Source organism: Paenalcaligenes sp., from assembly GCF_030152715.1.
GTDB classification, from domain to species: Bacteria; Pseudomonadota; Gammaproteobacteria; order Burkholderiales; family Burkholderiaceae_B; genus Paenalcaligenes; species Paenalcaligenes hermetiae.
This window is the reverse complement of sequence record NZ_JASLIX010000089.1, coordinates 1-21043: the sequence shown is the minus strand read 5'-3', so window position 1 is coordinate 21043 and position 21043 is coordinate 1. Positions and strand designations below refer to the sequence as shown.

Annotated in this window: 23 protein-coding genes; 20 read left to right on the top strand and 3 right to left on the bottom strand. The window is 47.8% G+C overall.

Annotated features, from left to right (window positions below; translation table 11 throughout):
- Window positions 1-76 precede the first annotated feature (76 nt).
- The 6 genes from Q1V74_RS06925 (at window position 77) to Q1V74_RS06900 (ending at window position 5209) form a co-directional block, all read left to right on the top strand.
- Window positions 77-826: an electron transfer flavoprotein subunit beta/FixA family protein gene (locus tag Q1V74_RS06925; RefSeq protein ID WP_300647645.1), complete on the top strand. Its 750-nt coding sequence runs from the start codon at window positions 77-79 to the stop codon at window positions 824-826.
- Window positions 827-1756, top strand: coding sequence for an electron transfer flavoprotein subunit alpha/FixB family protein (locus Q1V74_RS06920; protein ID WP_300647644.1), 930 nt, complete (start codon window positions 827-829; stop codon window positions 1754-1756). It begins immediately after the preceding gene.
- Window positions 1757-1823: 67 nt separating this feature from the next.
- Entirely contained in the window at window positions 1824-3620 is a 1797-nt protein-coding gene (locus Q1V74_RS06915) for an acyl-CoA dehydrogenase (protein WP_300647642.1), read from the top strand.
- Window positions 3621-3761: 141 nt separating this feature from the next.
- Window positions 3762-3908 carry a hypothetical protein gene (locus Q1V74_RS06910; RefSeq protein WP_260650383.1) on the top strand — a complete coding sequence of 49 codons (147 nt, stop codon included), beginning with the start codon at window positions 3762-3764 and terminating at the stop codon, window positions 3906-3908.
- A 121-nt stretch (window positions 3909-4029) separates the two neighbouring features.
- A complete protein-coding gene (gene rplS / locus Q1V74_RS06905) occupies window positions 4030-4407 on the top strand; it encodes a 50S ribosomal protein L19 (RefSeq protein WP_260650384.1) in 378 nt (125 codons plus the stop codon).
- 58 nt (window positions 4408-4465) lie between these two features.
- Entirely contained in the window at window positions 4466-5209 is a 744-nt protein-coding gene (locus tag Q1V74_RS06900) for a CoA pyrophosphatase (RefSeq protein ID WP_300647641.1), read from the top strand.
- Here the strand turns inward: Q1V74_RS06900 and rsgA are convergent.
- Window positions 5206-6147: a ribosome small subunit-dependent GTPase A gene (rsgA, locus tag Q1V74_RS06895; protein ID WP_300647640.1), complete on the bottom strand. Its 942-nt coding sequence runs from the start codon at window positions 6145-6147 to the stop codon at window positions 5206-5208. The genes Q1V74_RS06900 and rsgA overlap by 4 nt on opposite strands.
- Entirely contained in the window at window positions 6134-7393 is a 1260-nt protein-coding gene (locus Q1V74_RS06890; protein ID WP_300647639.1) for a M48 family metallopeptidase, read from the bottom strand. Before Q1V74_RS06890 ends, rsgA begins: the two co-directional genes overlap by 14 nt.
- A gap of 39 nt (window positions 7394-7432) precedes the next feature.
- Between Q1V74_RS06890 and orn the strand changes: the two genes are divergently transcribed.
- The 14 genes from orn to pgsA all read left to right on the top strand — a co-directional run bounded on the left by orn (window position 7433) and on the right by pgsA (window position 20126).
- Entirely contained in the window at window positions 7433-8002 is a 570-nt protein-coding gene (orn, locus tag Q1V74_RS06885; protein ID WP_300647638.1) for an oligoribonuclease, read from the top strand.
- A gap of 143 nt (window positions 8003-8145) precedes the next feature.
- Window positions 8146-9144 (top strand): 1,2-phenylacetyl-CoA epoxidase subunit PaaA, encoded by a 999-nt coding sequence (gene paaA, locus Q1V74_RS06880; RefSeq protein WP_260650389.1) that lies wholly within the window; start codon window positions 8146-8148, stop codon window positions 9142-9144.
- 14 nt (window positions 9145-9158) lie between these two features.
- Window positions 9159-9443: a 1,2-phenylacetyl-CoA epoxidase subunit PaaB gene (gene paaB, locus Q1V74_RS06875; protein ID WP_260650390.1), complete on the top strand. Its 285-nt coding sequence runs from the start codon at window positions 9159-9161 to the stop codon at window positions 9441-9443.
- Window positions 9444-9451: 8 nt separating this feature from the next.
- Window positions 9452-10216, top strand: coding sequence for a 1,2-phenylacetyl-CoA epoxidase subunit PaaC (paaC, locus tag Q1V74_RS06870; RefSeq protein ID WP_300647636.1), 765 nt, complete (start codon window positions 9452-9454; stop codon window positions 10214-10216).
- A gap of 13 nt (window positions 10217-10229) precedes the next feature.
- Window positions 10230-10715 carry a 1,2-phenylacetyl-CoA epoxidase subunit PaaD gene (paaD, locus tag Q1V74_RS06865; RefSeq protein ID WP_260650392.1) on the top strand — a complete coding sequence of 162 codons (486 nt, stop codon included), beginning with the start codon at window positions 10230-10232 and terminating at the stop codon, window positions 10713-10715.
- Between the two features lie 2 nt (window positions 10716-10717).
- Window positions 10718-11800, top strand: a complete 1083-nt coding sequence (paaE, locus tag Q1V74_RS06860; RefSeq protein ID WP_300647635.1) for a 1,2-phenylacetyl-CoA epoxidase subunit PaaE — start codon at window positions 10718-10720, stop codon at window positions 11798-11800.
- Between the two features lie 99 nt (window positions 11801-11899).
- Window positions 11900-13576, top strand: coding sequence for a phenylacetic acid degradation protein PaaN (paaN, locus tag Q1V74_RS06855; RefSeq protein ID WP_300647634.1), 1677 nt, complete (start codon window positions 11900-11902; stop codon window positions 13574-13576).
- 17 nt (window positions 13577-13593) lie between these two features.
- Window positions 13594-14376, top strand: coding sequence for a 2-(1,2-epoxy-1,2-dihydrophenyl)acetyl-CoA isomerase PaaG (paaG, locus tag Q1V74_RS06850; protein ID WP_300647633.1), 783 nt, complete (start codon window positions 13594-13596; stop codon window positions 14374-14376).
- Between the two features lies 1 nt (window position 14377).
- Window positions 14378-14830: a hydroxyphenylacetyl-CoA thioesterase PaaI gene (paaI, locus tag Q1V74_RS06845; RefSeq protein ID WP_300647632.1), complete on the top strand. Its 453-nt coding sequence runs from the start codon at window positions 14378-14380 to the stop codon at window positions 14828-14830.
- Between the two features lie 19 nt (window positions 14831-14849).
- Window positions 14850-16166 carry a phenylacetate--CoA ligase PaaK gene (paaK, locus tag Q1V74_RS06840; RefSeq protein ID WP_300647631.1) on the top strand — a complete coding sequence of 439 codons (1317 nt, stop codon included), beginning with the start codon at window positions 14850-14852 and terminating at the stop codon, window positions 16164-16166.
- A gap of 91 nt (window positions 16167-16257) precedes the next feature.
- Complete coding sequence (gene acpS, locus Q1V74_RS06835; protein WP_300647659.1) at window positions 16258-16677, top strand: holo-ACP synthase; 420 nt, start codon at window positions 16258-16260, stop codon at window positions 16675-16677.
- A gap of 46 nt (window positions 16678-16723) precedes the next feature.
- Window positions 16724-17773, top strand: coding sequence for a beta-N-acetylhexosaminidase (gene nagZ / locus Q1V74_RS06830; protein WP_300647658.1), 1050 nt, complete (start codon window positions 16724-16726; stop codon window positions 17771-17773).
- Window positions 17685-19523, top strand: coding sequence for an excinuclease ABC subunit UvrC (gene uvrC, locus Q1V74_RS06825; RefSeq protein ID WP_300647629.1), 1839 nt, complete (start codon window positions 17685-17687; stop codon window positions 19521-19523). Before nagZ ends, uvrC begins: the two co-directional genes overlap by 89 nt.
- A 30-nt stretch (window positions 19524-19553) precedes the next feature.
- Entirely contained in the window at window positions 19554-20126 is a 573-nt protein-coding gene (gene pgsA / locus Q1V74_RS06820; RefSeq protein ID WP_300647628.1) for a CDP-diacylglycerol--glycerol-3-phosphate 3-phosphatidyltransferase, read from the top strand.
- A gap of 24 nt (window positions 20127-20150) precedes the next feature.
- Here the strand turns inward: pgsA and queF are convergent, their stop codons facing one another.
- The gene (gene queF / locus Q1V74_RS06815; protein WP_300647627.1) at window positions 20151-20972 is read right to left on the bottom strand and encodes an NADPH-dependent 7-cyano-7-deazaguanine reductase QueF; all 822 of its coding nucleotides are present in this window, start codon (window positions 20970-20972) and stop codon (window positions 20151-20153) included.
- Window positions 20973-21043 lie beyond the last annotated feature (71 nt).

Genomic DNA, 21043 nt, shown 5'->3' with positions numbered 1-21043 from the left:
GTTTTTTATTTATGCTTAGGGCATAATATTTATTGCTTTGCACAATCTATTAATTAGCTAAATTGGAGATAACCTGATGAAGGTTTTAGTGCCCGTGAAACGTGTAGTTGACCATAACGTCAAGGTGCGCGTGAAATCAGATCAAACAGGGGTAGATATTGCGAACGTCAAAATGTCTATGAACCCCTTTGATGAAATTGCAGTGGAAGAAGCCATTCGTCTTAAAGAAAAAGGGGTCGCGACAGAGGTCGTGGCGGTATCTTGCGGTGAAAAACCATGCCAAGAAACCTTACGTACTGCGATGGCGATTGGAGCAGATCGTTCGGTTCAGGTAGAAACCGATGCGGAGCTGCAGCCCTTGGCGGTAGCTAAGCTTTTAAAGGCGGTGGTAGACAAAGAGCAGCCTCAATTGGTGATTTTAGGTAAGCAAGCGATTGATGATGATGCGAACCAAACCGGACAAATGCTGGCCGCCCTATTAGACTGGCCCCAAGCTACCTTTGCTAGCCAGATTGAAATCGACGGCACTACTCTTAAAGTCACACGCGAGGTCGACGGCGGATTAGAAACCTTATCAATGTCTTTGCCTGCTGTGGTGACGACGGACTTGCGCTTGAATGAGCCTCGTTACGTAACTTTGCCAAACATCATGAAGGCAAAGAAAAAAACCATTGATGTGTTGTCTCCCGATGAGCTGGGGGTTGACGTAACGCCACGCATCCAAACGTTGAAAGTAACTGAGCCTGCCCCACGAGCTGCTGGCGAAATAGTTGCGGATGTGGCCACACTCATTGATAAACTAAAAAACGAAGCAAAGGTGATTTAAATGTCGATTTTAGTGATTGCAGAACACGATAATACCGAGCTCAAAAGCGCAACCTTAAATACTATTGCCGCGGCTAAGCAGTTAGGGCAGGACATTCACCTTTTAGTAGCTGGGAACCAAGCCTCTGCGGTGGCTCAGGCAGCTGCGCAAATTGATGGTGTGGCAAAAGTACTATTGGCGGATGCAGAGCCATTAGCCAATGGCTTAGCCGAGAACGTGGCTGCACAAGTTTTAGCTTTGGCTGATAGTTATCGTTATATTTTATTTGCGGCAACAGCAGCCGGTAAAAACGTCGCACCCCGGGTAGCGGCTAAACTGGACGTGGCACAGATCTCCGATATTTTATCGGTAGAATCAGCCGATACGTTTACACGCCCTATTTATGCTGGTAATGCGATTGCGACCGTGCAATGTGCCGACTCTAAGCTTGTGTTAACCGTGCGTCCTACCGCTTTTGATGCGGTGCAAGCAACGGGTGGCAGTGCCCCAATAGAAAATATTGATGCGGTGGCAGACAGTGGTAAAACCACTTTTGTAGAACGTCAGATTGCACAAAGTGATCGCCCTGATTTGGCCGATGCTACTGTGGTAGTTTCAGGTGGGCGTGGTTTAGGCAGCAAAGAAAATTTTGCCTTAATTGATGCCTTAGCAGATAAGCTAGGGGCTGCGGTAGGGGCCTCACGCGCAGCAGTTGACGCGGGTTATGCACCTAACGATTGGCAGGTTGGCCAAACCGGTAAGATTGTGGCGCCACAGCTTTATATTGCAGTGGGTATTTCAGGAGCGATTCAGCACTTAGCTGGGATGAAAGACTCGAAAGTGATTGTAGCGATTAACAAAGATCCTGAAGCACCTATCTTCAGCGTAGCTGATTACGGTTTAGTGGCAGACTTATTCGAAGTACTCCCTGAGCTAACTCAAGCGCTATAAAAAATTAAGCCTGTAGAGATATTCTGCAGGCTTTTTTAATAACTGGCTATTTCGGTGGAGAGATTATATGAGCTATCGTATTCCACGTTCTGATATTCATTTTTTGCTTGAACATATTATTGATACCCCAGCATTATTGGCATTGCCCGGTCATGAAGAGTTATCGTTAGACTTGCTCCAAGCCGTCTTAGACGAGGGGGCACGATTCATTGAGCAAGAGGTTGTGCCACTCAATCCGGTTTCAGATCGTGAGCCGGCTGTCCTGAATCAGGGGCAGGTAACGACGACACCAGGGTTCAAGGAAACCTTTGCGGCATTTGCGCAAGCTGGCTGGCAGGGCTTACAGCATGAAGAGGCCATTGGCGGTCAGGGCTTACCTAAGCTGATTGGGGCAATATTTGGTGAAAACATGAATGCGGGGTGTGCCTCGTTTGCCTTATGTTCTTTACTGACAGACTCAGTGATTGAAACTTTATCGCAAGCGGGAACACCTGAGCAAAAAGCATGTTATTTGCCACCTATGCTAGAAGGTCGCTGGACTGGCACAATGAACCTGACCGAAGCTCAAGCAGGTTCAGATTTATCGCTAGTGAAATGCATGGCCACACCACAGGCAGACGGGTCTTATCGTCTTCAAGGGGAAAAAATATTTATTTCCTATGGTGAGCATGATTTAGCAGAAAATATTTTACATTTAGTGTTAGCGCGTACGCCGAATGCTCCAGAAGGGATTCGGGGGTTGTCACTGTTTTTAGTGCCCAAGTACCTAGCTCACGCCCAAGGTGATTACGCGCAGGGTAGCCGTAATGATGTGTACTGCGCTTCGTTAGAGCATAAGCTAGGGCTACATGGTAGCCCCACAGCAGTAATGCTGTATGGTGATAACAAGGGCGAGGTAGGGGCTGGAGCCATTGGGTATTTAATAGGTGAGCTTAATCGCGGCTTAGAGTACATGTTTATCACCATGAACGCCGCCCGTTATGCCGTGGCCCTACAAGGGCTGGCTATCGCAGATCGCGCTTGGTATAGCGCGCAAGCGTATGCGGCAGAACGCAAGCAGGGTGCAGATTTAAATAAAAAATATCCCGCGCCTGCCCCTATTTACCATCATCCTGATGTGGAGCGGATGCTACAAACGATGCGAGCCCTAACCGAAGCTACACGAGCTTTTACGTATTATGCGGCTTGGTTAAAAGATATGGCTCTGAAAGCGCCTGATGCATCATTACGCCAGCACTACCAAACGCGCTATGAGTTTTTTGTACCAATAACCAAAGGCTTCGCCACGGAAATGGTCAAAGAGGTCACCTCACTAGGTATACAGGTTCATGGTGGGATGGGCTTTATTGAAGAAACCGGTGTGGCTCAGTATATGCGTGATGCACGCGTGTTTTCTATTTACGAGGGCACCACGGCAATTCAAGCTAATGATTTAATTGGACGTAAGTTGGTGCGTGATACGGGGCAAACAGCGTTAGCTCTATTGGCCGAAGTGCAAAGCACGGTAGAGCAGCTGCGGACTCATGCAGAAGATGAGGCCCTACAGTACATAGCAGAACGCCTAGACCAAGCATGCTCAGCCTATGCAAAAGCAGTGCAGTACATCAATCAGTGGCATCAAGACAAACAAGCACGGGCTGTTTATTTTGGTAGTGTGCCTTTTTTGATGCTGGCCGGTACAGTATTAGGTGGGTGGAAAATGGCTAAATCGGCGTTGGCTTGTACAGGTCAAGAGGATGAGTTTTCGACGCAAAAGCGTAGTACTGCGGTTTGCTACGCTACTTATGTTTTACCGCGAGCGCAGGCGCATGTTCAAGCCATTGCGGGTAGTAAAATGATGGATACCTATTCTTTATATTCTTAATAACTAACGTTTTTTGTTTTGAGGCCTTTGCTTTTATTTAAAGCAAAGGCTTTTTTGTTGTGGATTGGCTGCATAAGCTCTTGCTAAAATAGCTGTATGGATATACAGTATATTCAGTTAATTTGCTTAGCAGGAGACACTATGCGCTCAACCTCTTTTGCCCATTACGTGATTCGCTGTCAAGCCAATCCTTGGCTTGCTCAAAAAAGCACCTTAGACATGTACAAACGTTATCAGCGTCTAAAATTGCGCCCACGTTGGCTCAATCGTTTGTTGTTGTGGCATTAAATCACTTTGCTTCTCTTTTTCTTTCTTTTACTGGGTTTTTAGTGCTAAAATAGCTGGTTCATCCTCTGTCGGGCGTTATTTAACAACAAAGGCCCGTATAAGATGCTTTTTGGAGCTTATTGTGAATATTATTGATATCCTCGAACAGGAAGAAATCCAGCGCCTAACCGAAGGCAAAACCCTTCCTGAGTTCAACCCCGGTGATACCGTTGTGGTTAACGTAAACGTTGTTGAAGGTACACGTAAACGTGTACAGGCTTACGAGGGCGTGGTAATTGCTAAACGCAATCGTGGTCTGAACTCTTCTTTTATCGTTCGTAAAATTTCTTCTGGCGAAGCGGTTGAGCGTACTTTCCAATTGTACTCTCCTCAAATCGCTAGTATCGAAGTCAAACGCCGTGGTGCGGTTCGTCGTGCTAAACTGTACTACTTACGTAACCGTTCGGGTAAAGCAGCTCGCATTAAAGAAAAATTGGTACGTAAAAACGTGGCAAACTAATTGCTGCGACTGCTCTAAAAAGACACCCGAATGGGTGTCTTTTTTTATTGTACAGAGTATGCCTAGATCTAAATCATTGACTGATCTAGCCGCCATAGAAGCGGCCCGTCTCGGGTTTAACCCCCAGACGCAACCTTTAATTACTATTCCCACTTTGCCGGGTATAGACCAATCATATTTACAGCCAGACTTTATCGAGGCTGCTTTTACACAACCGGTACAGTGGGGGGTAGAGCCTTTATTTGCTGATCTGTTTATTCCAGATTTTTCCCAGTTTCCACAAGCCATTCGCTCAGCCGTTTGCGTGCCGTTGGTGTCGCGTCCTACAGGGCTACATATGTTGTTAACGCGCCGCGCAGGTCATTTGTTAAGTCATGCAGGGCAGGTATGTTTTCCTGGGGGGCGGGTCGAGCCCGAGGATCCGGATGCGATTTACGCTGCTTTGCGCGAAACCCACGAAGAGGTCGGTATAGAGCCTTCTTATATAAAAACCTTGGGGCAACAGCCGATTTTTATTACGACGACAAAATATGCTATGTTGCCAGTGGTGGGGTTGGTGCAAGATGGTTTTGCTGTGCAACCAGACCCCGCCGAGGTCGCCGAGGTGTTCGAGGTGCCATTATCGGTATTAATGAACCCAGCAAATCATCGCTTACATCATTTACCGGGGAAAAATGGCAAAGAGCGTTACTATTTTTCCATTTCTTGGAATGGGTATTTTATTTGGGGTGCTACAGCCGCACTTATCCGCAATTTTTATCATCATTTGGCTGCAGCAAGCCAGCAGCTAGGGCGCGTTTAGTATTTGCTCTGGTTTTCTAGTTCTGCTAGAAGCCGTAAATACAACTGATAGCGATCAGGGTGAATGAGGCCTTGGTCTAAGGCAGCGACCACACCACAACCAGGCTCATGACGGTGACTACAATTATAAAATTTACAGTTTTGCAGTGGCTCATGAAATTCCACAAAGCCTCGGATAATATCTGCAGCCTCTAGATGTGCTAAGCCAAAAGCTTGAAAGCCAGGTGAGTCAATGATTTTGCCACTATGATTAGGAATGTGATAGAGCTTGGTACTGGTTGTAGTATGCCGCCCTGTACCCAATGCTGCGGAGTGGGCCTGAGTATGGGCATTGGCTTCGGGGACAAGGGCGTTAAGAATTGTGGATTTACCCATGCCGCTTTGTCCTAGCAAAAGGGTAGTTTTATCGCGCAACAGGGGTAAAAGCTGCTCATGCAAGGCATCCGGATCTAAGGCGCTGATTTCTTTGATAGGTACACCTAACGCAGCTAAGGGTTGCAGACGCTGGCGCGCTAGCGCCACCGAGGGCAAGTCTGCTTTATTTAAAATAATAATGGGCTCAATATCTGCACAACGGGCTGCAACGAGGGCTCGGCCGGTGAGATCCTCTGAGAACATGGGTTCTGCAGCTAATACAATGAAAAGTTGATCGATATTAGCGGCAAACTGCTTGGTGCGCATTTCGTCTGAGCGATAGAGAAGATTCTTGCGTTCATGCCGTTGTTCGATGGCGGCTCGCTCTCCTTGGGTGCTGATCTCTACCCAATCGCCTACACAGAGGCCCCCACGCTTACCACGGGGAAAGCATTTGATCACTTCACCGTTTTCCAGCTCTACAAAATAATGGCGCCCATGAGCAGAGATGATTTGCCCAGTTTGCGTGCTTAGAGCGCGACTTTGTGTGGATACGGTTTTTTGGTGAGGTTTAGTTCGTTTCATGAATATGCTTTAAAAATTGAACGCGTTCGGTTGCTGCTGGGTGGCTGTCATAATAAGCAGAATGTAGCGGGTCCGGTGTAAGCGTAGCGGCATTGTCATCGTAGAGTTTAATCAATGCTTGGATTAACGCTTGCGCCGAGGTATGTTGTGCCGCAAAGGCATCAGCTTGATATTCATCTTTACGTGACAAGTAGCTAAATAGGGGACCTGCCCAAAACGTAAAAATAGGCATAGTTAATAAAAATAACACTAAGGCTAGGCCATCATTGGGACGACCAAGCTGGGGGACGACTCCTAGATCTGTGTAAAACCAAACCTGTTGTGAGAGCCAGCCCAGAAGAAGAAAAAACACTAAGGCTAAACCAAAGGATAGGACCATCCGTTTCGCAATATGGCGATGCGTGAAGTGCCCTAGTTCATGCGCCAATACCGCTTCTATTTCTTCATCATTAAGCTTATTGAGTAAGGTATCAAAAAACACAATGCGTTTATTATTACCGATCCCAGTAAAATAAGCATTGCCGTGAGCAGAGCGCTTGGAGCCATCCATGACAAAAAGCCCTGTGATGTGAAAACCACAGCGTTCAGAGAGCTGTTTGATACGGGTTTTTAAGCTTTCTCGGGTTAAGGGCTTAAATTCATTAAACATGGGGGCGATAACACTGGGAAATAACCACATAATCAATAAGCTAAATCCTACCCATAAGCCCCAGGCCCACCAGGGCCAGAAGTGACCAGCGCTTTGCATAAGCCAAAGCACGGCTAGCAATAAAGGGGCTCCTAGCAATAGGGTTAGGCACAACCCTTTAATTTGGTCGCTAATAAAAAGACGCCAAGTAGTACGATTAAATCCAAAACGCTGTTCTAAGCGAAAAATCCGCCAAATGGTAAAGGGCAGGTGTAGCAGGGCCGATAAGCCTAATACACTACCAACTAATGCTAGCTGGCGTACCCATTCGTTTTGGATGAGCTGAGCCCAAAAGCTATCGAGCTGTTGAAGACCACCGAACAACAGTAAAATCACCACAAAAGCTGCCTCGACCAGCCCTTCAAAAATACGCATTTGGGTACGAGCGATGGTGTAATCCGCCGCGCGTTGATGGCTGTGTAAGCTAATATGGTGGCTAAATTCTACAGGAACATGAGAACGATGCTGGCGTACATGACGGATTTGACGTTGTGCCAAATAAAAACGTACGCTTAGATCCAGCAATAAAAACACAACGAGCAAAATGAGCAGTGTCATAAGGCAGTGCCTGATTTATTTTTTAAGGAAAGACGTGTAATGACAGTCAAGGATCAACGCCTTGTTTGGCTAGATATGGAAATGACCGGCCTAGACCCAGAAAAAGAGCGCATTATCGAAGTGGCGGTAGTGGTCACTGAGGCCGATCTTACCGTGGTCGCAGAAGGTCCCGTGCTGGTTATCCACCAGAGCAATGCGCTCTTAGATGCCATGGATAACTGGAATAAAGGCACACATGGCCGTAGCGGGCTGATCGATAAGGTAAAAGCGTCCACTCTAACCGAAGCAGAGGCTGAAGACATTTTACTGGATTTTTTAAAACAACATGTTCCTGCTGGTAAATCCCCCTTATGTGGCAATACGATCAGCCAGGATCGACGTTTTATGTATAAATATATGCCTCGCTTTGAGCAGTTTTTTCACTATCGGAATTTAGATGTGAGCACCTTAAAAGAGCTAGCCTTACGTTGGAAGCCCGAGGTGGTAAAAAGTTTCGTGAAACAAAGTAAACACGAGGCTTTGGCAGATATTTATGAGTCGATTGATGAGCTCAAGCATTACAGAGAGCATTTTATTGATTTAAGCCCTATGTCCTCTGTTGCTGAGTAAGTGACCACTTAGTGTACGCCACGTGGCTAGTGGAAAATCCCTAGGCCGTGGCGTATTTTAACGTGGTAATATGATACTGATTATTGATCTCTATCAGTAAAACTGTGTAGTATCAAATTTTACAGCTATAACGGGAGGCGTATATGTATGCCCAACTAGTCGACACGGGATTAACTCGTGTGCAAACCGAAGCGGAATTGTCCGAATTAGAAAAGCAGTTTCAGCAGCGCATTGATGCAGGGATTCGTATCGAACCCAAGGACTGGATGCCTGAGGCGTATCGTCGCACCTTGGTGCGTCAGATTTCTCAGCACGCACACTCCGAGGTGGTCGGTATGCTCCCCGAGGGAAATTGGGTAACACGTGCGCCAACTCTCAAACGTAAAGCGATTTTGCTCGCCAAAATCCAAGACGAGGCTGGGCATGGTCTGTATTTGTACAGTGCAGCTGAAACCTTAGGGGTAGAGCGCGAGGACTTAATTGCTGATTTACACGCTGGTCGCGCGAAATACTCCAGTATTTTTAACTACCCAACTCTCACTTGGGCGGATATTGGCATGATTGGCTGGTTGGTGGATGGTTCGGCCATCATTAACCAAGTGCCTTTGTGCCGTTGTTCTTATGGACCCTATGCTCGTGCCATGGTTCGCGTCTGTAAAGAGGAGTCCTTTCACCAGCGTCAGGGGTACGACCTGTTAATGGAAATGTGTCTGAATGGGACTCCAGAGCAAAAGCAAATGTGTCAAGACGCGCTCAATCGTTGGTGGTGGCCAGCATTGATGATGTTTGGTCCTTCTGATAACGAGTCTGTCCATAGCGCTCAGTCCATGAAATGGCGGATTAAGCTGTTTTCTAACGATGAGCTCCGTCAAAAAATGGTGGATCAAACCGTACCTCAGGCAGAGTATTTAGGTCTAACCATTCCCGATCCCGATTTACGCTGGAATGAAGAGCGTGGTCACTATGATTTTGGTGAAATCGATTGGGACGAGTTTTGGGCCGTATTAGCGGGTAATGGTCCATGTAACAAAGAACGTTTGAATACGCGTGTTCAAGCCCACGAGCAGGGCGCATGGGTTCGGGATGCTTTCATGGCTTACGCCGAAAAACAAGAACAACGCAAAGCCAAAAAAGTCGCGTAAATAAGGAGCAGACAATGAGTCAAAAAAATTGGCCTTTATGGGAAGTGTTTATCCGTAGTCAACATGGCTTAGCACATAAACACGTTGGTAGCCTACATGCTTCGGATGAGCAAATGGCGATTAATAATGCGCGTGATGTTTACACCCGTCGTAACGAAGGGGTGAGCATTTGGGTGGTAAAAGCTGCAGATATTGTTGCTAGCAGCCCTGATGATAAAGATCCACTATTTGAGCCTTCAAATAGCAAGGTATATCGTCATCCTACATTTTTCCCTATGCCTGATGGCATCAAAATGTAGGAGTGGTCATGGATCAGGCGTTATTTAATTATTTATTACGCATGGGGGATAGCGCGATGGTGTTATCCCAGCGTCTAGCTGAATGGACTGGTCATGGTCCCGCTCTCGAAGAAGAGCTCGCTACGGCTAACACGGCTTTAGACTTAATTGGTCAAGCTCGCATGTGGTTAAGCTTAGCAGGAGAAATCGAAGGGCAAGGGCGTGACGAGGATGCTTTAGCCTTTTTGCGGGACGCTCATGACTATTACAACTATCTACTGGTTGAGCGTGAGAATGGGCACTATGGTGACACCATGGCACGTCAGTTTTTGTTTGATAGTTGGCATTATTTTCTCCTACGTCGTTTGTGTGAATCGACGCATGAAGGCATCAAAGAGATTGCAGAAAAATCCTTGAAAGAAGTCACGTATCACGCTCGTCGCTCCAGTGACTTGGTTATTCGCTTAGGTGATGGTACCGAGGAAAGTCATGCGCGGATGCAGCAAGCATTAAACGACGCATGGCCATACGTGGGCGAGTTGTTTTTAGATGATGACACGACCCAAGCCCTACACGCTCAAGGGGTAGTACCCTTACATGAATCGCTTTGGGACGAGTGGCTTGAGCATGTACAAGCAATTCTCACCGAGGCAACACTTAGCGTTCCCGCTAAAGAAGAGGCTTTCCATAAAGCTTACCGTGGTGGGGTAGCGGGTAAACATACTGAAGCATTGGGTTTTTTATTAGCAGAAATGCAATTTTTGCAGCGTGCTTACCCCGGTGCTAGCTGGTAGTAGAGAGGTAATTATGGTTGACGCAAATACCATTATGCAATGGCTCGATAAGGTTCCTGATCCAGAGATCCCAGTGATTTCATTAGTAGATTTAGGGATCGTGCGCGACATTCAGTGGCAGGACGATACCTGTGTGGTTACGATTACACCGACCTATTCGGGCTGTCCTGCCATGTATGAAATGGAGCAAAGCATTATTCAGACTCTAGAGCAGCAGGGCGTCAAAGCGCAAGTAAAAACCAGTCTTAGCCCAGCTTGGACGACAGACTGGTTGAGCGAAAAAGGCCGCCAAGCATTACAAAACTATGGTATTGCTCCCCCTAAAGAGCAGTCTATAGATATTTCTGGTATATCGCGTCGATCCGGGCCTACGGTGACCTGTCCACTATGTCACTCTACTCAAACACGAGTGATCAGTCACTTTGGTTCTACACCTTGTAAAGCTCTCTATCGCTGCACCCAGTGTGGGGAGCCCTTTGATTATTTCAAGGCGCATTAGTCATGAGTCAATTTCATCCTCTAAAAGTGGCTTCTATAGAACGCACTACACGCGATGCGGTAGTGGTTGCATTTGATGTACCACAAGAACTCAAAGAAAAATTTCATTTTCGACCTGGCCAATATTTAAACGTGCGTGCGCAGGTAGATGGCGAGGAGTTACGTCGTTCCTACTCTATCTGTGCCGCGCCGCACGACAATATCTTACGTGTGGCGGTCAAGCGTGTTTATGATGGCGCGTTTTCTAACTGGGCAAACACAGAGCTACAACCTGGCGATACGGTTGAAGTGATGCCGCCCGATGGCAATTTCACGATTGATTTTGACCCTCAGGTTCAACGCGGTTATGCCGCCTTTGCCGTAGGTAGTGGGATTACACCAATTCTTTCTCTGGTGAAAACGGCGTTGGATACCGAGCCAAATAGTACATTTACTTTGTTTTATGCCAACCGCGCTTCTTCCTCTATTATGTTTCGAGAGGAAATTGAAGACCTAAAAAACCGCTATATGGAGCGTTTTTCTGTGGTCTATATTATGAGCCGCGAACACCAAGACATTGATTTGTTCAACGGGCGTTTGGATGCTGAAAAAGTAAATCAATTACTTTCCGTGTGGTTACCTGTAGAAAAAATCGACTATGCCTTTGTTTGTGGCCCCCATGATATGACCGAGCAGGTGGTAGCCACCCTAAAAGAGCGGGGTTTGGCCAAAGAGCAAATCAAATACGAGTTATTTGGGGCACCCAAGGGGCCTCGAACTACCGCCGATGGGGCCGCGCCACGTCGTGCACCTGGTGCTGAGGATTGTCATTTAACCATTGTCCAAGACGGGATTACCCGCGAAATCACCATTGCGAAAAACAATAAAAGCTTATTGGATTCGGCAATGGAGCAGGGGATCGAGTTGCCTTACTCATGTAAAGGTGGGGTGTGCTCTACCTGTCGTTGTAAGGTGGTAGAGGGCGAGGTCGATATGGATGCGAACTTCGCGCTCGAGGACTACGAAGTCAATATGGGCTTTGTCCTAAGCTGTCAGAGCTTCCCCGTTACGGATAAGGTAGTGATTGACTTTGACCAAGAAACGTAAGCTTAGCTGTGTGCTAGCTGAAGCAGTGGGGCGTAGGCCCCATTGCCTTAACGTATTTGTTTGAAACATAAATAGTTTAACCTCCGAAGGAGAAAAGGCATGACCGTGGATTTTTTTCATGCACACCAAGACACACTCGAGCAAGCGCTAAAAGCGATTCAAACACGAGAGTATTGGACCCCGTTTCCTGAAATGCCCAGCCCGCGCGTGTATGGCGAGGACGCGGCCGCCCAAGGTCAAGCCACCTTTGAGGCGTATCAAAATAGCACTTTTCCACTTGAGCTAGATGGTGCCACCCAATATGTTGGTCAGGAGCGTTCGCCTTATGGTTTTGATTTAAAGGTGCGTTATCCAGCTTTAGATGCGCAAACTCTTATCGATCAATCCTCTTTGGCTTTAGACAGCTGGCGTGAAGCCGGACCTAAAGCATGGGTTGGCGTGTGCTTAGAGGCCTTACATCGCTTAAATAAACAGAGCTTTACTATTGCGAATGCGGTACAGCACACCAGTGGTCAGGCCTTTATGATGGCGTTTCAAGCGGGTGGACCGCACGCACAAGACCGAGGCTTAGAGGCGGTTACTTATGCGTGGCAAGAGATGTCGCGTATTCCGGCTTTAGCAAACTGGGTAAAACCCCAGGGCAAGCATGATCCTATCGACATGCAAAAACAATTCACAGTGGTGCCGCGTGGTATTGGTTTGGTGATTGGTTGTTCGACGTTTCCCACATGGAATAGCTATCCAGGTTTGTTTGCCTCGTTAGCAACGGGTAATACCGTTATTGTGAAGCCTCACCCTGGTGCTATTTTACCTTTAGCCATCACGGTGAAGATCTTGCGTGAAGTGCTTGTCGAGGCAGGTTTTAACCCGAATGTGGTGTTGTTGGCAGCACACGACGCCGATAGCGAGTTAGCACAACAGCTTTCTATGCATCCAGAAGTTAAAATTATTGACTACACCGGTAGCAGTGCGACGGGTAACTATCTGGAGCAACATGCGCGTCAGGCCTTGGTCTATACCGAAAAAGCTGGTGTGAACCAAATTATTATTGACTCCGCTCCCGATATCAAAGCGGTAGCGCGTAACTTGGCCTTTTCTTTTGCTTTGTACTCCGGCCAAATGTGTACCGCCCCACAAAATATTTATGTACCTAAAGATGGTATCCAAACGGATGAGGGGCATTTGAGTTTTGATGAGGTGTGTGCGGCATTAGGACAGGCTGTAGAGCGCTTATGTTCGACGCCTGAGCGTGCGGTTGAAATCACAGGTGCTTTGCAAAATGATGCAACAGCAGCGCGTATTCAGCAGGCAAAGGCGTTAGGGTTAGAAGTCATTGTGGATAGCCAGCCTTTAGCTCACCCCGTTTACCCAGAGGCGCGTACCGCAACCCCTCTACTTCTGAAAACAGAGGCTACAAATCCGCAAATTATGCAAGAGTGGTTTGGTCCTATTATTTTTGTGGTGGCCACCGACTCGACAGAGCATAGCATTCAGCTAGCAGGCGAAACTGTCCGTGAGCATGGTGCTTTAACTCTGTCTGCTTATACCACTGACGCGACTACAGCAACCAAAGTTCGCAAAATGGCTGAGCGCAGTGGGGTTTCGTTATCACTGAACTTAACCGGTGCGGTATTTATTAACCAAACCGCTGCATATAGCGATTTTCATGGCACGGGGGCAAACCCAGCAGCAAATGCAGCGTTGTCGGATAGCGCTTATGTGTCTAACCGGTTCCGTGTGGTACAAACCCGCTGGCACACAGAGCAAAGCCTATAAATCAGGAGTAGATCGCAATGAATTACGAATGCATTAAATTTGAACTCACTCCAACCATTGCTCGGATACGTTTAAATCGCCCTGATAAGCTCAATAGCTTTAGTGTACAGATGCATACCGAGCTAGCTCATGCGTTAGACCGTGTAGAGGAACAAGGCGTGCGCGTCTTGTTACTTACAGGCGAAGGGCGTGGCTTTTGTGCCGGACAAGATTTGTCAGAGCGTCAGATGAGCGAGGGTGCGGTGGATTTAGGTAGTACGGTAGAAACGTATTATGCTCCACTGGTTCGTCGTATTCGCGCTATGCCTTGGCCTGTGGTGGTAGGGGTAAATGGTGTGGCAGCAGGGGCGGGAGCAAATCTGGCCTTAGCCGGTGACATTGTGGTAGCTAAAGAGTCTGCCAGTTTTATTCAGCCTTTTTGTCGTTTGGGGCTGCTGCCAGATACGGGCGGCACCTACTTTTTACCCCGATTAGTGGGCGAGGCCCGAGCCAAAGGTTTGGCTTTGCTAGGTGATAAGTTAACTGCCACCCAAGCTGCACAGTGGGGCTTAATCTGGGAAGCCGTGCCCGATGAGGAGTTTGCGGCGCGCTTAGATGGCTTATGCAATCATTTTGCCGCAGCGCCTACACGTGGTCTGGCTGCTTCTAAGCATGCGATCCAGGTCAGCTTAAATCATACGCTAGATCAACAGTTAGATTTAGAGCGTGACTACATGCGAGAGCTTGGGGCGAGTGCCGACTACGCCGAAGGGGTGAATGCGTTTATGAATAAACGTCAACCTCAATTTAAAGGGGAGTAACATGCCGCTTCCTACCGAGCCGCAAGCTTTGGCGGAATACGTCGCTGAGCAGATGTACGCCAAAGATCCCGCTTCGCAAGCCCTAGGCGCCAAAATCTTAAGTGTGGCTCCAGGGCAAGCGCGAATGGGTATGACCGTGCGAGCCGATATGCTCAATGGTCACAAAACCTGTCATGGCGGATTTATTTTTGCTTTGGCCGATAGCACCTTTGCTTTTGCCTGTAACTCTCGCAATGTACCCACCGTAGCTGCTGGTTGCACCATCGACTATTTGGCGCCGGCTTTCGAGGGGGATCAGCTAGAGGCTATTGCCAAAGAATATCATTTAGCCGGTCGTACCGGCGTCTATGATGTGGAAGTCCTCAACCAACAAGGACAACGTATTGCTATTTTTAGAGGTCGTTCGTACCGCCTGCGTGGCGCAGTGGTCGAGGACTCGCAACCCAATCAGTAAGTAGGGCAGGAGACAAATAATGCCAGCGTCAACTCAGCAAGTCGGAAAAGATCGTATTGAACATGCCAGCCGCGACGAAATTTCGGCGCTCCAGCTTGAGCGTTTGAAATGGACGTTAAAGCACGCCTATGACAACGTGCCTCATTATCGCAAAGCTTTTGATGATGCCGGTGTCCACCCTAGTGATTTCAAGCAGCTTTCTGACTTATCTAAGTTCCCTTTTACAACCAAGCAAGACTTACGAGATAACTATCCTTTTGGCATGTTTGCCGTACCACGCGATCAGGTTTCTCGTATCCATGCTTCCAGTGGAACCACAGGCAAGCCAACCGTAGTAGGCTATACAGCCCAAGACATTTCGAATTGGGCGGATTTAGTCGCACGTTCTTTATGGGCAGCCGGCACACGTCCTGGTGACATTGTGCATGTGGCATATGGGTACGGTTTGTTTACCGGCGGTTTAGGAGCGCATTATGGGGCAGAGCGACTAGGGTGTTCTGTTGTTCCTATGTCTGGCGGGCAAACGGAAAAGCAAGTGCAGCTGATTACCGACTTTAAGCCCGATGCCATTATGGTTACGCCCTCCTATTTTTGCAATATTCTTGAGGAAATGGAACGTCAGGGCATGGATCCGCGTGATAGTTCTTTGCGGATAGGCGTGTTTGGTGCCGAGCCATGGACTGGACAAATGCGTGCTGATATCGAAGCACGAGCCGCTTTAGATGCAGTGGATATTTATGGCTTATCTGAAGTGATGGGGCCTGGGGTGGCCATGGAGTGCGCCGAGACCAAAGATGGTCCTGTGATTTGGGAGGATCATTTTTATCCTGAGATTATCAATCCTGAAACAGGTGAGCCGGTAGAAGATGGCGAGGAAGGCGAGCTTGTCTTCACCTCTCTTACTAAAGAAGCCATGCCTATTATCCGTTATCGTACACGTGACTTAAGTCGGTTATTGCCGCCTACAGCACGTAGCATGCGTCGCATGGGTAAAATTACGGGGCGTAGCGATGATATGCTAATTATCCGTGGCGTAAACCTGTTCCCTACGCAGGTCGAAGAGCTGGTCTTACGTATTCCTGAGCTTGCGGCACAATATCAGCTGATTGTGACGCGAGAGGGCAATATGGATGAGTTGGAAATCCTGACGGAAATTCGTGCTGAATACGAGCATTTTGATCAGGACCGACGTGATGCGTTGGTGTCTCGTTTGCGTCAATCCATCAAAAATAACATTGGTGTGAGCGCTCGCATTCGCTTACAAGACCCTGGTCAAGTAGAGCGTACCGTTACAGGTAAAGCACGCCGAGTCGTGGATTTGCGCCCACGTGCCTAAATTTAATTATTTATATGGGGCCGATATGTTATTACATATCGGCTTTTTTTTGTGCTCACGGTATGATGATGGTTTTATAACTAAGTTTGGAGTGGTTGTGTCTGCTATTGCTGGAATAGGAACCGATATGATTTATATTGCGCGTATACAGCGCTCGTATGAGCGCTTTGGTCAGCGCTTTTTAGATCGTATATTGGGCGAGCAAGAAAAACAGGTGTTTGCACGTCGTTATGCTCGAGATCCCAAACGCGGTATTCGATTTTTAGCGACACGTTTTGCTGCGAAAGAGGCTTTTTCCAAAGCCATTGGCTTAGGGATGCGTATGCCAATGGCTTGGTCGCGTATGCAAACTTTGAATGCTCCTAGTGGTAAGCCGACGGTAGTGTTGGAAGAGGAGTTAGCTCTTTGGTATCAGCAGCGTTTTGGTGCAGCGCATATCACCGTAACAGATGAATCGGATTTGGTGATGGCTTTTGTTGTTATTGAGGCCAAGACATCAACACAGACTTAATAGGGATAATTACGTGACCTCTTTTCATGCTTTACCTGGTCCTGTCATGGTGGACATCGAAGGTTTTACCCTGACCGAACAAGAAAAAAAACGCTTGCAACACCCGTTAGTGGGTGGGGTGATTTTGTTTGCGCGTAACTTTCAAAGTCGTACACAGTTACAGGCTTTGTGTGCGCAAATTCAGGCGCAGCGTACTCCGCCCTTATTGATTGCTGTTGATCACGAAGGGGGACGAGTACAGCGTTTTAAGTCCGATGGGTTTACACATTTACCGGCCATGCGTGAGCTAGGTAAAATTTGGGACGGAGATCCTGCATTGGCAGTGAAACTGGCGAATGCGATTGGCTATATTTTAGCTGCGGAGCTACGTGCTTGTGGTGTCAATTTCAGTTTCACGCCGGTCTTGGATTTGGATTATGAGTGCAGTGCCGTGATTGGCGATCGCGCTTTCCATCATAAGCCTCAGGTGGTAGCGCGTTTAGCCGAAGCCCTTGCCCATGGTTTACAGCAAGCAGGCATGGCTGCGTGTGGTAAGCATTTTCCTGGCCATGGGGCGGTAGAGGCAGATTCCCACCACGAAATCCCTATTGATCATCGAGATTTGGCTACTATCTTAGATCAGGATGCGGCGCCTTATGGTTGGTTGGGGGGGACTGTATTACAAGCGGTAATGCCAGCCCATGTGATTTACCCTCAGGTCGATGAGCTGCCCGCTGGGTTTTCTGCTTATTGGATTCAACGAGTATTACGCCAAGCCTTAGGTTATAACGGCATGGTGTTTTCTGATGATCTCACCATGGAAGGGGCGACGGTGGCGGGGGATATTCTGGGGCGCGCGCAGGCAGCACTGCAGGCGGGGTGTGATATGGTATTAGTCTGTAATCGCCCTGACTTAGCAGATGATTTACTTGCTCGTTTGCAGTGGACGATGCCGGAAGCCTCACAAGCACGACTGCAACACCTTTATCCTTTAGAACCTGCTCTGGATTGGGATTCTTTACAAAACGATGAGCATTACCAACAAGCCCAGCAACTTCGATCTCAATACTTTTCTGCGTCAGTTACCGCGTCTACCGGGGGTGTATCGGCATCTTAATGCCGAGGGCGAGGTACTTTACGTCGGGAAGGCACGCGACTTAAAACGACGGGTGTCCTCCTACTTTCAAAAAAGTGTAAATAGCCCGCGCATTGCGCAAATGGTTAAGCAAATAGCGTGGGTTGAAACCACGGTGACGCGCTCTGAAGCCGAGGCCTTGATCTTAGAAAATAACTTAATCAAGCGCTTACAGCCACGCTATAACATTTTGTTCCGCGATGATAAGTCATACCCTTATTTACGCTTTAGTGCGCATGAGGCACCGCGTATTTCTTATTTTCGTGGGAATACGAATCAGCCAGGAAGCTTTTACGGTCCTTATCCAAATGCATGGGCGGTACGAGAGAGCATCCAAATCTTACAGCGTGTTTTTCGTTTGCGTAGTTGCGAGGACGGGGTGTACGCCAATCGCTCGCGTCCCTGTTTGTTGCATCAGATCCGTCGCTGTTCGGCACCTTGTGTGGATTTAATTAGCATAGAGGACTATCAGGCGGATGTTAAGCGTGCCAAGCAGTTTTTAGATGGCGATGCACAGGGTGTATTGGCTCAAATTGAAAAGAAGATGATGTTAGCATCCGAAAACCTCGCTTTTGAGCAAGCGGCAATTTTTCGAGACCAGATGAAAGCCCTTGCCTCGATTCTGCAGCAGCAAAATATGGAAAGCCATGGTAATGAAGACGTGGATATTATTGCAGTCATTGCTGCTGGTGGGCGTGTTTGTGTGAATTTAGCCATGGTGCGAGGGGGGCGACATTTGGGGGACCGTGCTTTTTTTCCTAGCCAAACACAAGACATGAGCTTAGAGCAGGTCTTAGAAGCTTTTATCAGTCAACACTATATCGAGCGCCCTTTGCCACCCGTGCTGGTTAGTTCCCATGCGTTAACAGATACAGGCGTGTTGGCACTGTTGGCGGAACAAAGTGGTATGAAAACCCGGGTGTTAACACGTCCCCAGGGGCGGCATAAAAGCTGGCTGGAGCAAGCGCAAACGAATGCGGAGCTGGCGCTGGCACGAGTCTTAAATGATTCGATGAGCCGGGCAGCGCGCACTGAAGCTCTAGCACAGGAGCTAGGGTTGGAAACTGATGCCGAGTATCTGGAGCAGTTGCATATCGAAGGCTTTGATATTAGTCATACAGCGGGTGAGGCAACGCAAGCTTCCTGCGTGGTGTATAAAAATCATACGATGCAGCCTTCGTTGTATAGACGCTACAATATTGCTGGAATCACAGAAGGCGATGACTATGCCGCGATGCGTCAGGTCTTACGCCGCCGCTTTGAACGTGTTGCCGAGGGCTTAGCGGCGCTTCCAGATATCGTGTTAATAGACGGTGGTAAAGGGCAGCTCAATATAGCTAAAGCGGTGTTTGCTGATTTGGGCTTGGACCAGAGTGTTTTGGTGGGTGTAGCTAAGGGCGAGGGGCGTAAAGTGGGCTTGGAAACCTTGTTTTTCGCCGATGAGCGGCCTCCTGTGGCACTAGGTATAGGTTCGGCAGCGCTGATGTTAGTGGCCGAGATTCGTGACGAAGCCCACCGTTTTGCGATCACAGGGATGCGTGCAAAGCGCGCTAAAACACGTAATATCTCGCGTTTAGAGGACATTGATGGGGTGGGGCCAAAACGAAGGCAGCGCTTATTAATGCGTTTTGGGGGCTTAGCGGGGGTTAGTGATGCGAGCATTGATGACTTGGCTTCGGTAGAGGGGATTTCCCGAGCCCTAGCAGAACGCATCTATTTTGCGTTACGCTAAGAGCTACACCGTTTACTTTTTGGTTGCGTTATGCCTTTTAATTTACCTATTGCCTTAACTTGGCTTCGTATTGTTTTTATACCGTTAATTATTGCTCTATATTGTTTGCCCTATGGTTGGTTGGCAGATGGGATGCGTGATGCTATTGCGGCATGGGTGTTTATTATTGCGGCATTAACGGACTGGTTTGATGGCTGGTTAGCACGTAAGTGGAACCAAACGTCGGCTTTTGGTGCATTTTTAGATCCGGTTGCGGATAAATTGATGGTGTCTGCGGCGCTATTAATTCTGCTAAGTATCCATCGCATTGATGTGCTGATTGCATTTATTATTATTGGACGCGAGATCACTATTTCAGCTTTACGAGAATGGATGGCACAGATTGGTGCGAGTGCTAGTGTTGCGGTCAGCTGGTTAGGAAAATTTAAAACGGCCGCGCAAATGGTTGCCATACCGTGTTTATTGTATTCACGAGATGCATTTGGGATCCCTACACGTATAGCAGGACAGATTTTAATCATTGTTGCTGCAATTTTAACGATTTGGTCCATGTGCTACTACTTGAAAAAAGCCTGGCCTGAAATAGTGCGTCGTAGTCGATAAAAAAGAGGGGTTAGCCCCTCTTTTTTATTGGCGTACAGTGCGAATATCGGCAACATCTAGTGGGTGACTGCTGCGCCAAGGGTTAATGTCTAGGCCGCCACGGCGTGTATAGCGAGCCATGACAAATAGTTGCTCAGGGTGGCAACGCTCCATGAGGTCATGGTAAATACGCTCAACGCAATGTTCATGAAATTCAGTGTGCTGTCTAAACGAAACGATATAGCGTAGCAAGGCGCCCTGATCTAGACGAGGTCCGGTATAAGCAACCTGTAAGCTCGCCCAGTCGGGTTGACCAGTGACAGGGCAGTTTGACTTTAGCAAATGTGAGACCAACGTTTCGTTTACGACTTCAGTATCGTGGCATTGTAATAAGTCAGGGTTAGGCTGATAGCAATCGATCTCGACGTCATGGTGATCGATGAGTTCTCCTTGTAGGGTTCCCATAATCGGCCCGGTATAAGGATCAAGCTCATATATAGAGACTTGTACCGGGGCGCCTGCCACCGCACTTAAGTCTTGTTCTAAGCATTTTTTTACGGCTTTGGTGCTTTCAAAACGGCTTTCGTTAAAAGAATTTAAATAGAGCTTAAAAGATTTGGACTCAATGAGCTGAGGACTGTTCCAAGGGATACTAAAACGTCCCACCGCAGCAATGGGTTTACCTTTGGCGTTAAGCCAGGACATTTCATAGGCATACCAAATATCAGCACCATGCCAATGCTCCGGAAGGGTAAGGCCTTGTCGGTTAGGTGCGCGATCAATGGCAAAAAGTACACTTGGGTCATAATGTGTCGGATAGGAGACATCTTGGCCCAATAAACTGTTTTTTAAAGAAGAGGTCGTCATGGTAGTAAAAATAAAAAGCGATTAGTCTGTAAATTTAACCTGTTTTTTCACATGATGGGAGCTGGTTTTCA

Coding starts and splice junctions, on each gene's coding strand:
- nagZ (WP_300647658.1), top strand. CDS start 16,724: ATGGTGGACATCGAAGGTTTTACCCTGACCGAACAAGAAAAAAAACGC.
- Q1V74_RS06890 (WP_300647639.1), bottom strand. CDS start 7,393: ATGACACTGCTCATTTTGCTCGTTGTGTTTTTATTGCTGGATCTAAGC.
- Q1V74_RS06915 (WP_300647642.1), top strand. CDS start 1,824: ATGAGCTATCGTATTCCACGTTCTGATATTCATTTTTTGCTTGAACAT.
- paaB (WP_260650390.1), top strand. CDS start 9,159: ATGAGTCAAAAAAATTGGCCTTTATGGGAAGTGTTTATCCGTAGTCAA.
- paaA (WP_260650389.1), top strand. CDS start 8,146: ATGTATGCCCAACTAGTCGACACGGGATTAACTCGTGTGCAAACCGAA.
- orn (WP_300647638.1), top strand. CDS start 7,433: ATGACAGTCAAGGATCAACGCCTTGTTTGGCTAGATATGGAAATGACC.
- rsgA (WP_300647640.1), bottom strand. CDS start 6,147: ATGAAACGAACTAAACCTCACCAAAAAACCGTATCCACACAAAGTCGC.
- Q1V74_RS06910 (WP_260650383.1), top strand. CDS start 3,762: ATGCGCTCAACCTCTTTTGCCCATTACGTGATTCGCTGTCAAGCCAAT.
- pgsA (WP_300647628.1), top strand. CDS start 19,554: ATGCCTTTTAATTTACCTATTGCCTTAACTTGGCTTCGTATTGTTTTT.
- paaC (WP_300647636.1), top strand. CDS start 9,452: ATGGATCAGGCGTTATTTAATTATTTATTACGCATGGGGGATAGCGCG.
- paaK (WP_300647631.1), top strand. CDS start 14,850: ATGCCAGCGTCAACTCAGCAAGTCGGAAAAGATCGTATTGAACATGCC.
- paaN (WP_300647634.1), top strand. CDS start 11,900: ATGACCGTGGATTTTTTTCATGCACACCAAGACACACTCGAGCAAGCG.
- paaD (WP_260650392.1), top strand. CDS start 10,230: ATGGTTGACGCAAATACCATTATGCAATGGCTCGATAAGGTTCCTGAT.
- paaG (WP_300647633.1), top strand. CDS start 13,594: ATGAATTACGAATGCATTAAATTTGAACTCACTCCAACCATTGCTCGG.
- Q1V74_RS06900 (WP_300647641.1), top strand. CDS start 4,466: ATGCCTAGATCTAAATCATTGACTGATCTAGCCGCCATAGAAGCGGCC.
- paaE (WP_300647635.1), top strand. CDS start 10,718: ATGAGTCAATTTCATCCTCTAAAAGTGGCTTCTATAGAACGCACTACA.
- uvrC (WP_300647629.1), top strand. CDS start 17,685: ATGAGCATTACCAACAAGCCCAGCAACTTCGATCTCAATACTTTTCTG.
- Q1V74_RS06925 (WP_300647645.1), top strand. CDS start 77: ATGAAGGTTTTAGTGCCCGTGAAACGTGTAGTTGACCATAACGTCAAG.
- Q1V74_RS06920 (WP_300647644.1), top strand. CDS start 827: ATGTCGATTTTAGTGATTGCAGAACACGATAATACCGAGCTCAAAAGC.
- paaI (WP_300647632.1), top strand. CDS start 14,378: ATGCCGCTTCCTACCGAGCCGCAAGCTTTGGCGGAATACGTCGCTGAG.
- queF (WP_300647627.1), bottom strand. CDS start 20,972: ATGACGACCTCTTCTTTAAAAAACAGTTTATTGGGCCAAGATGTCTCC.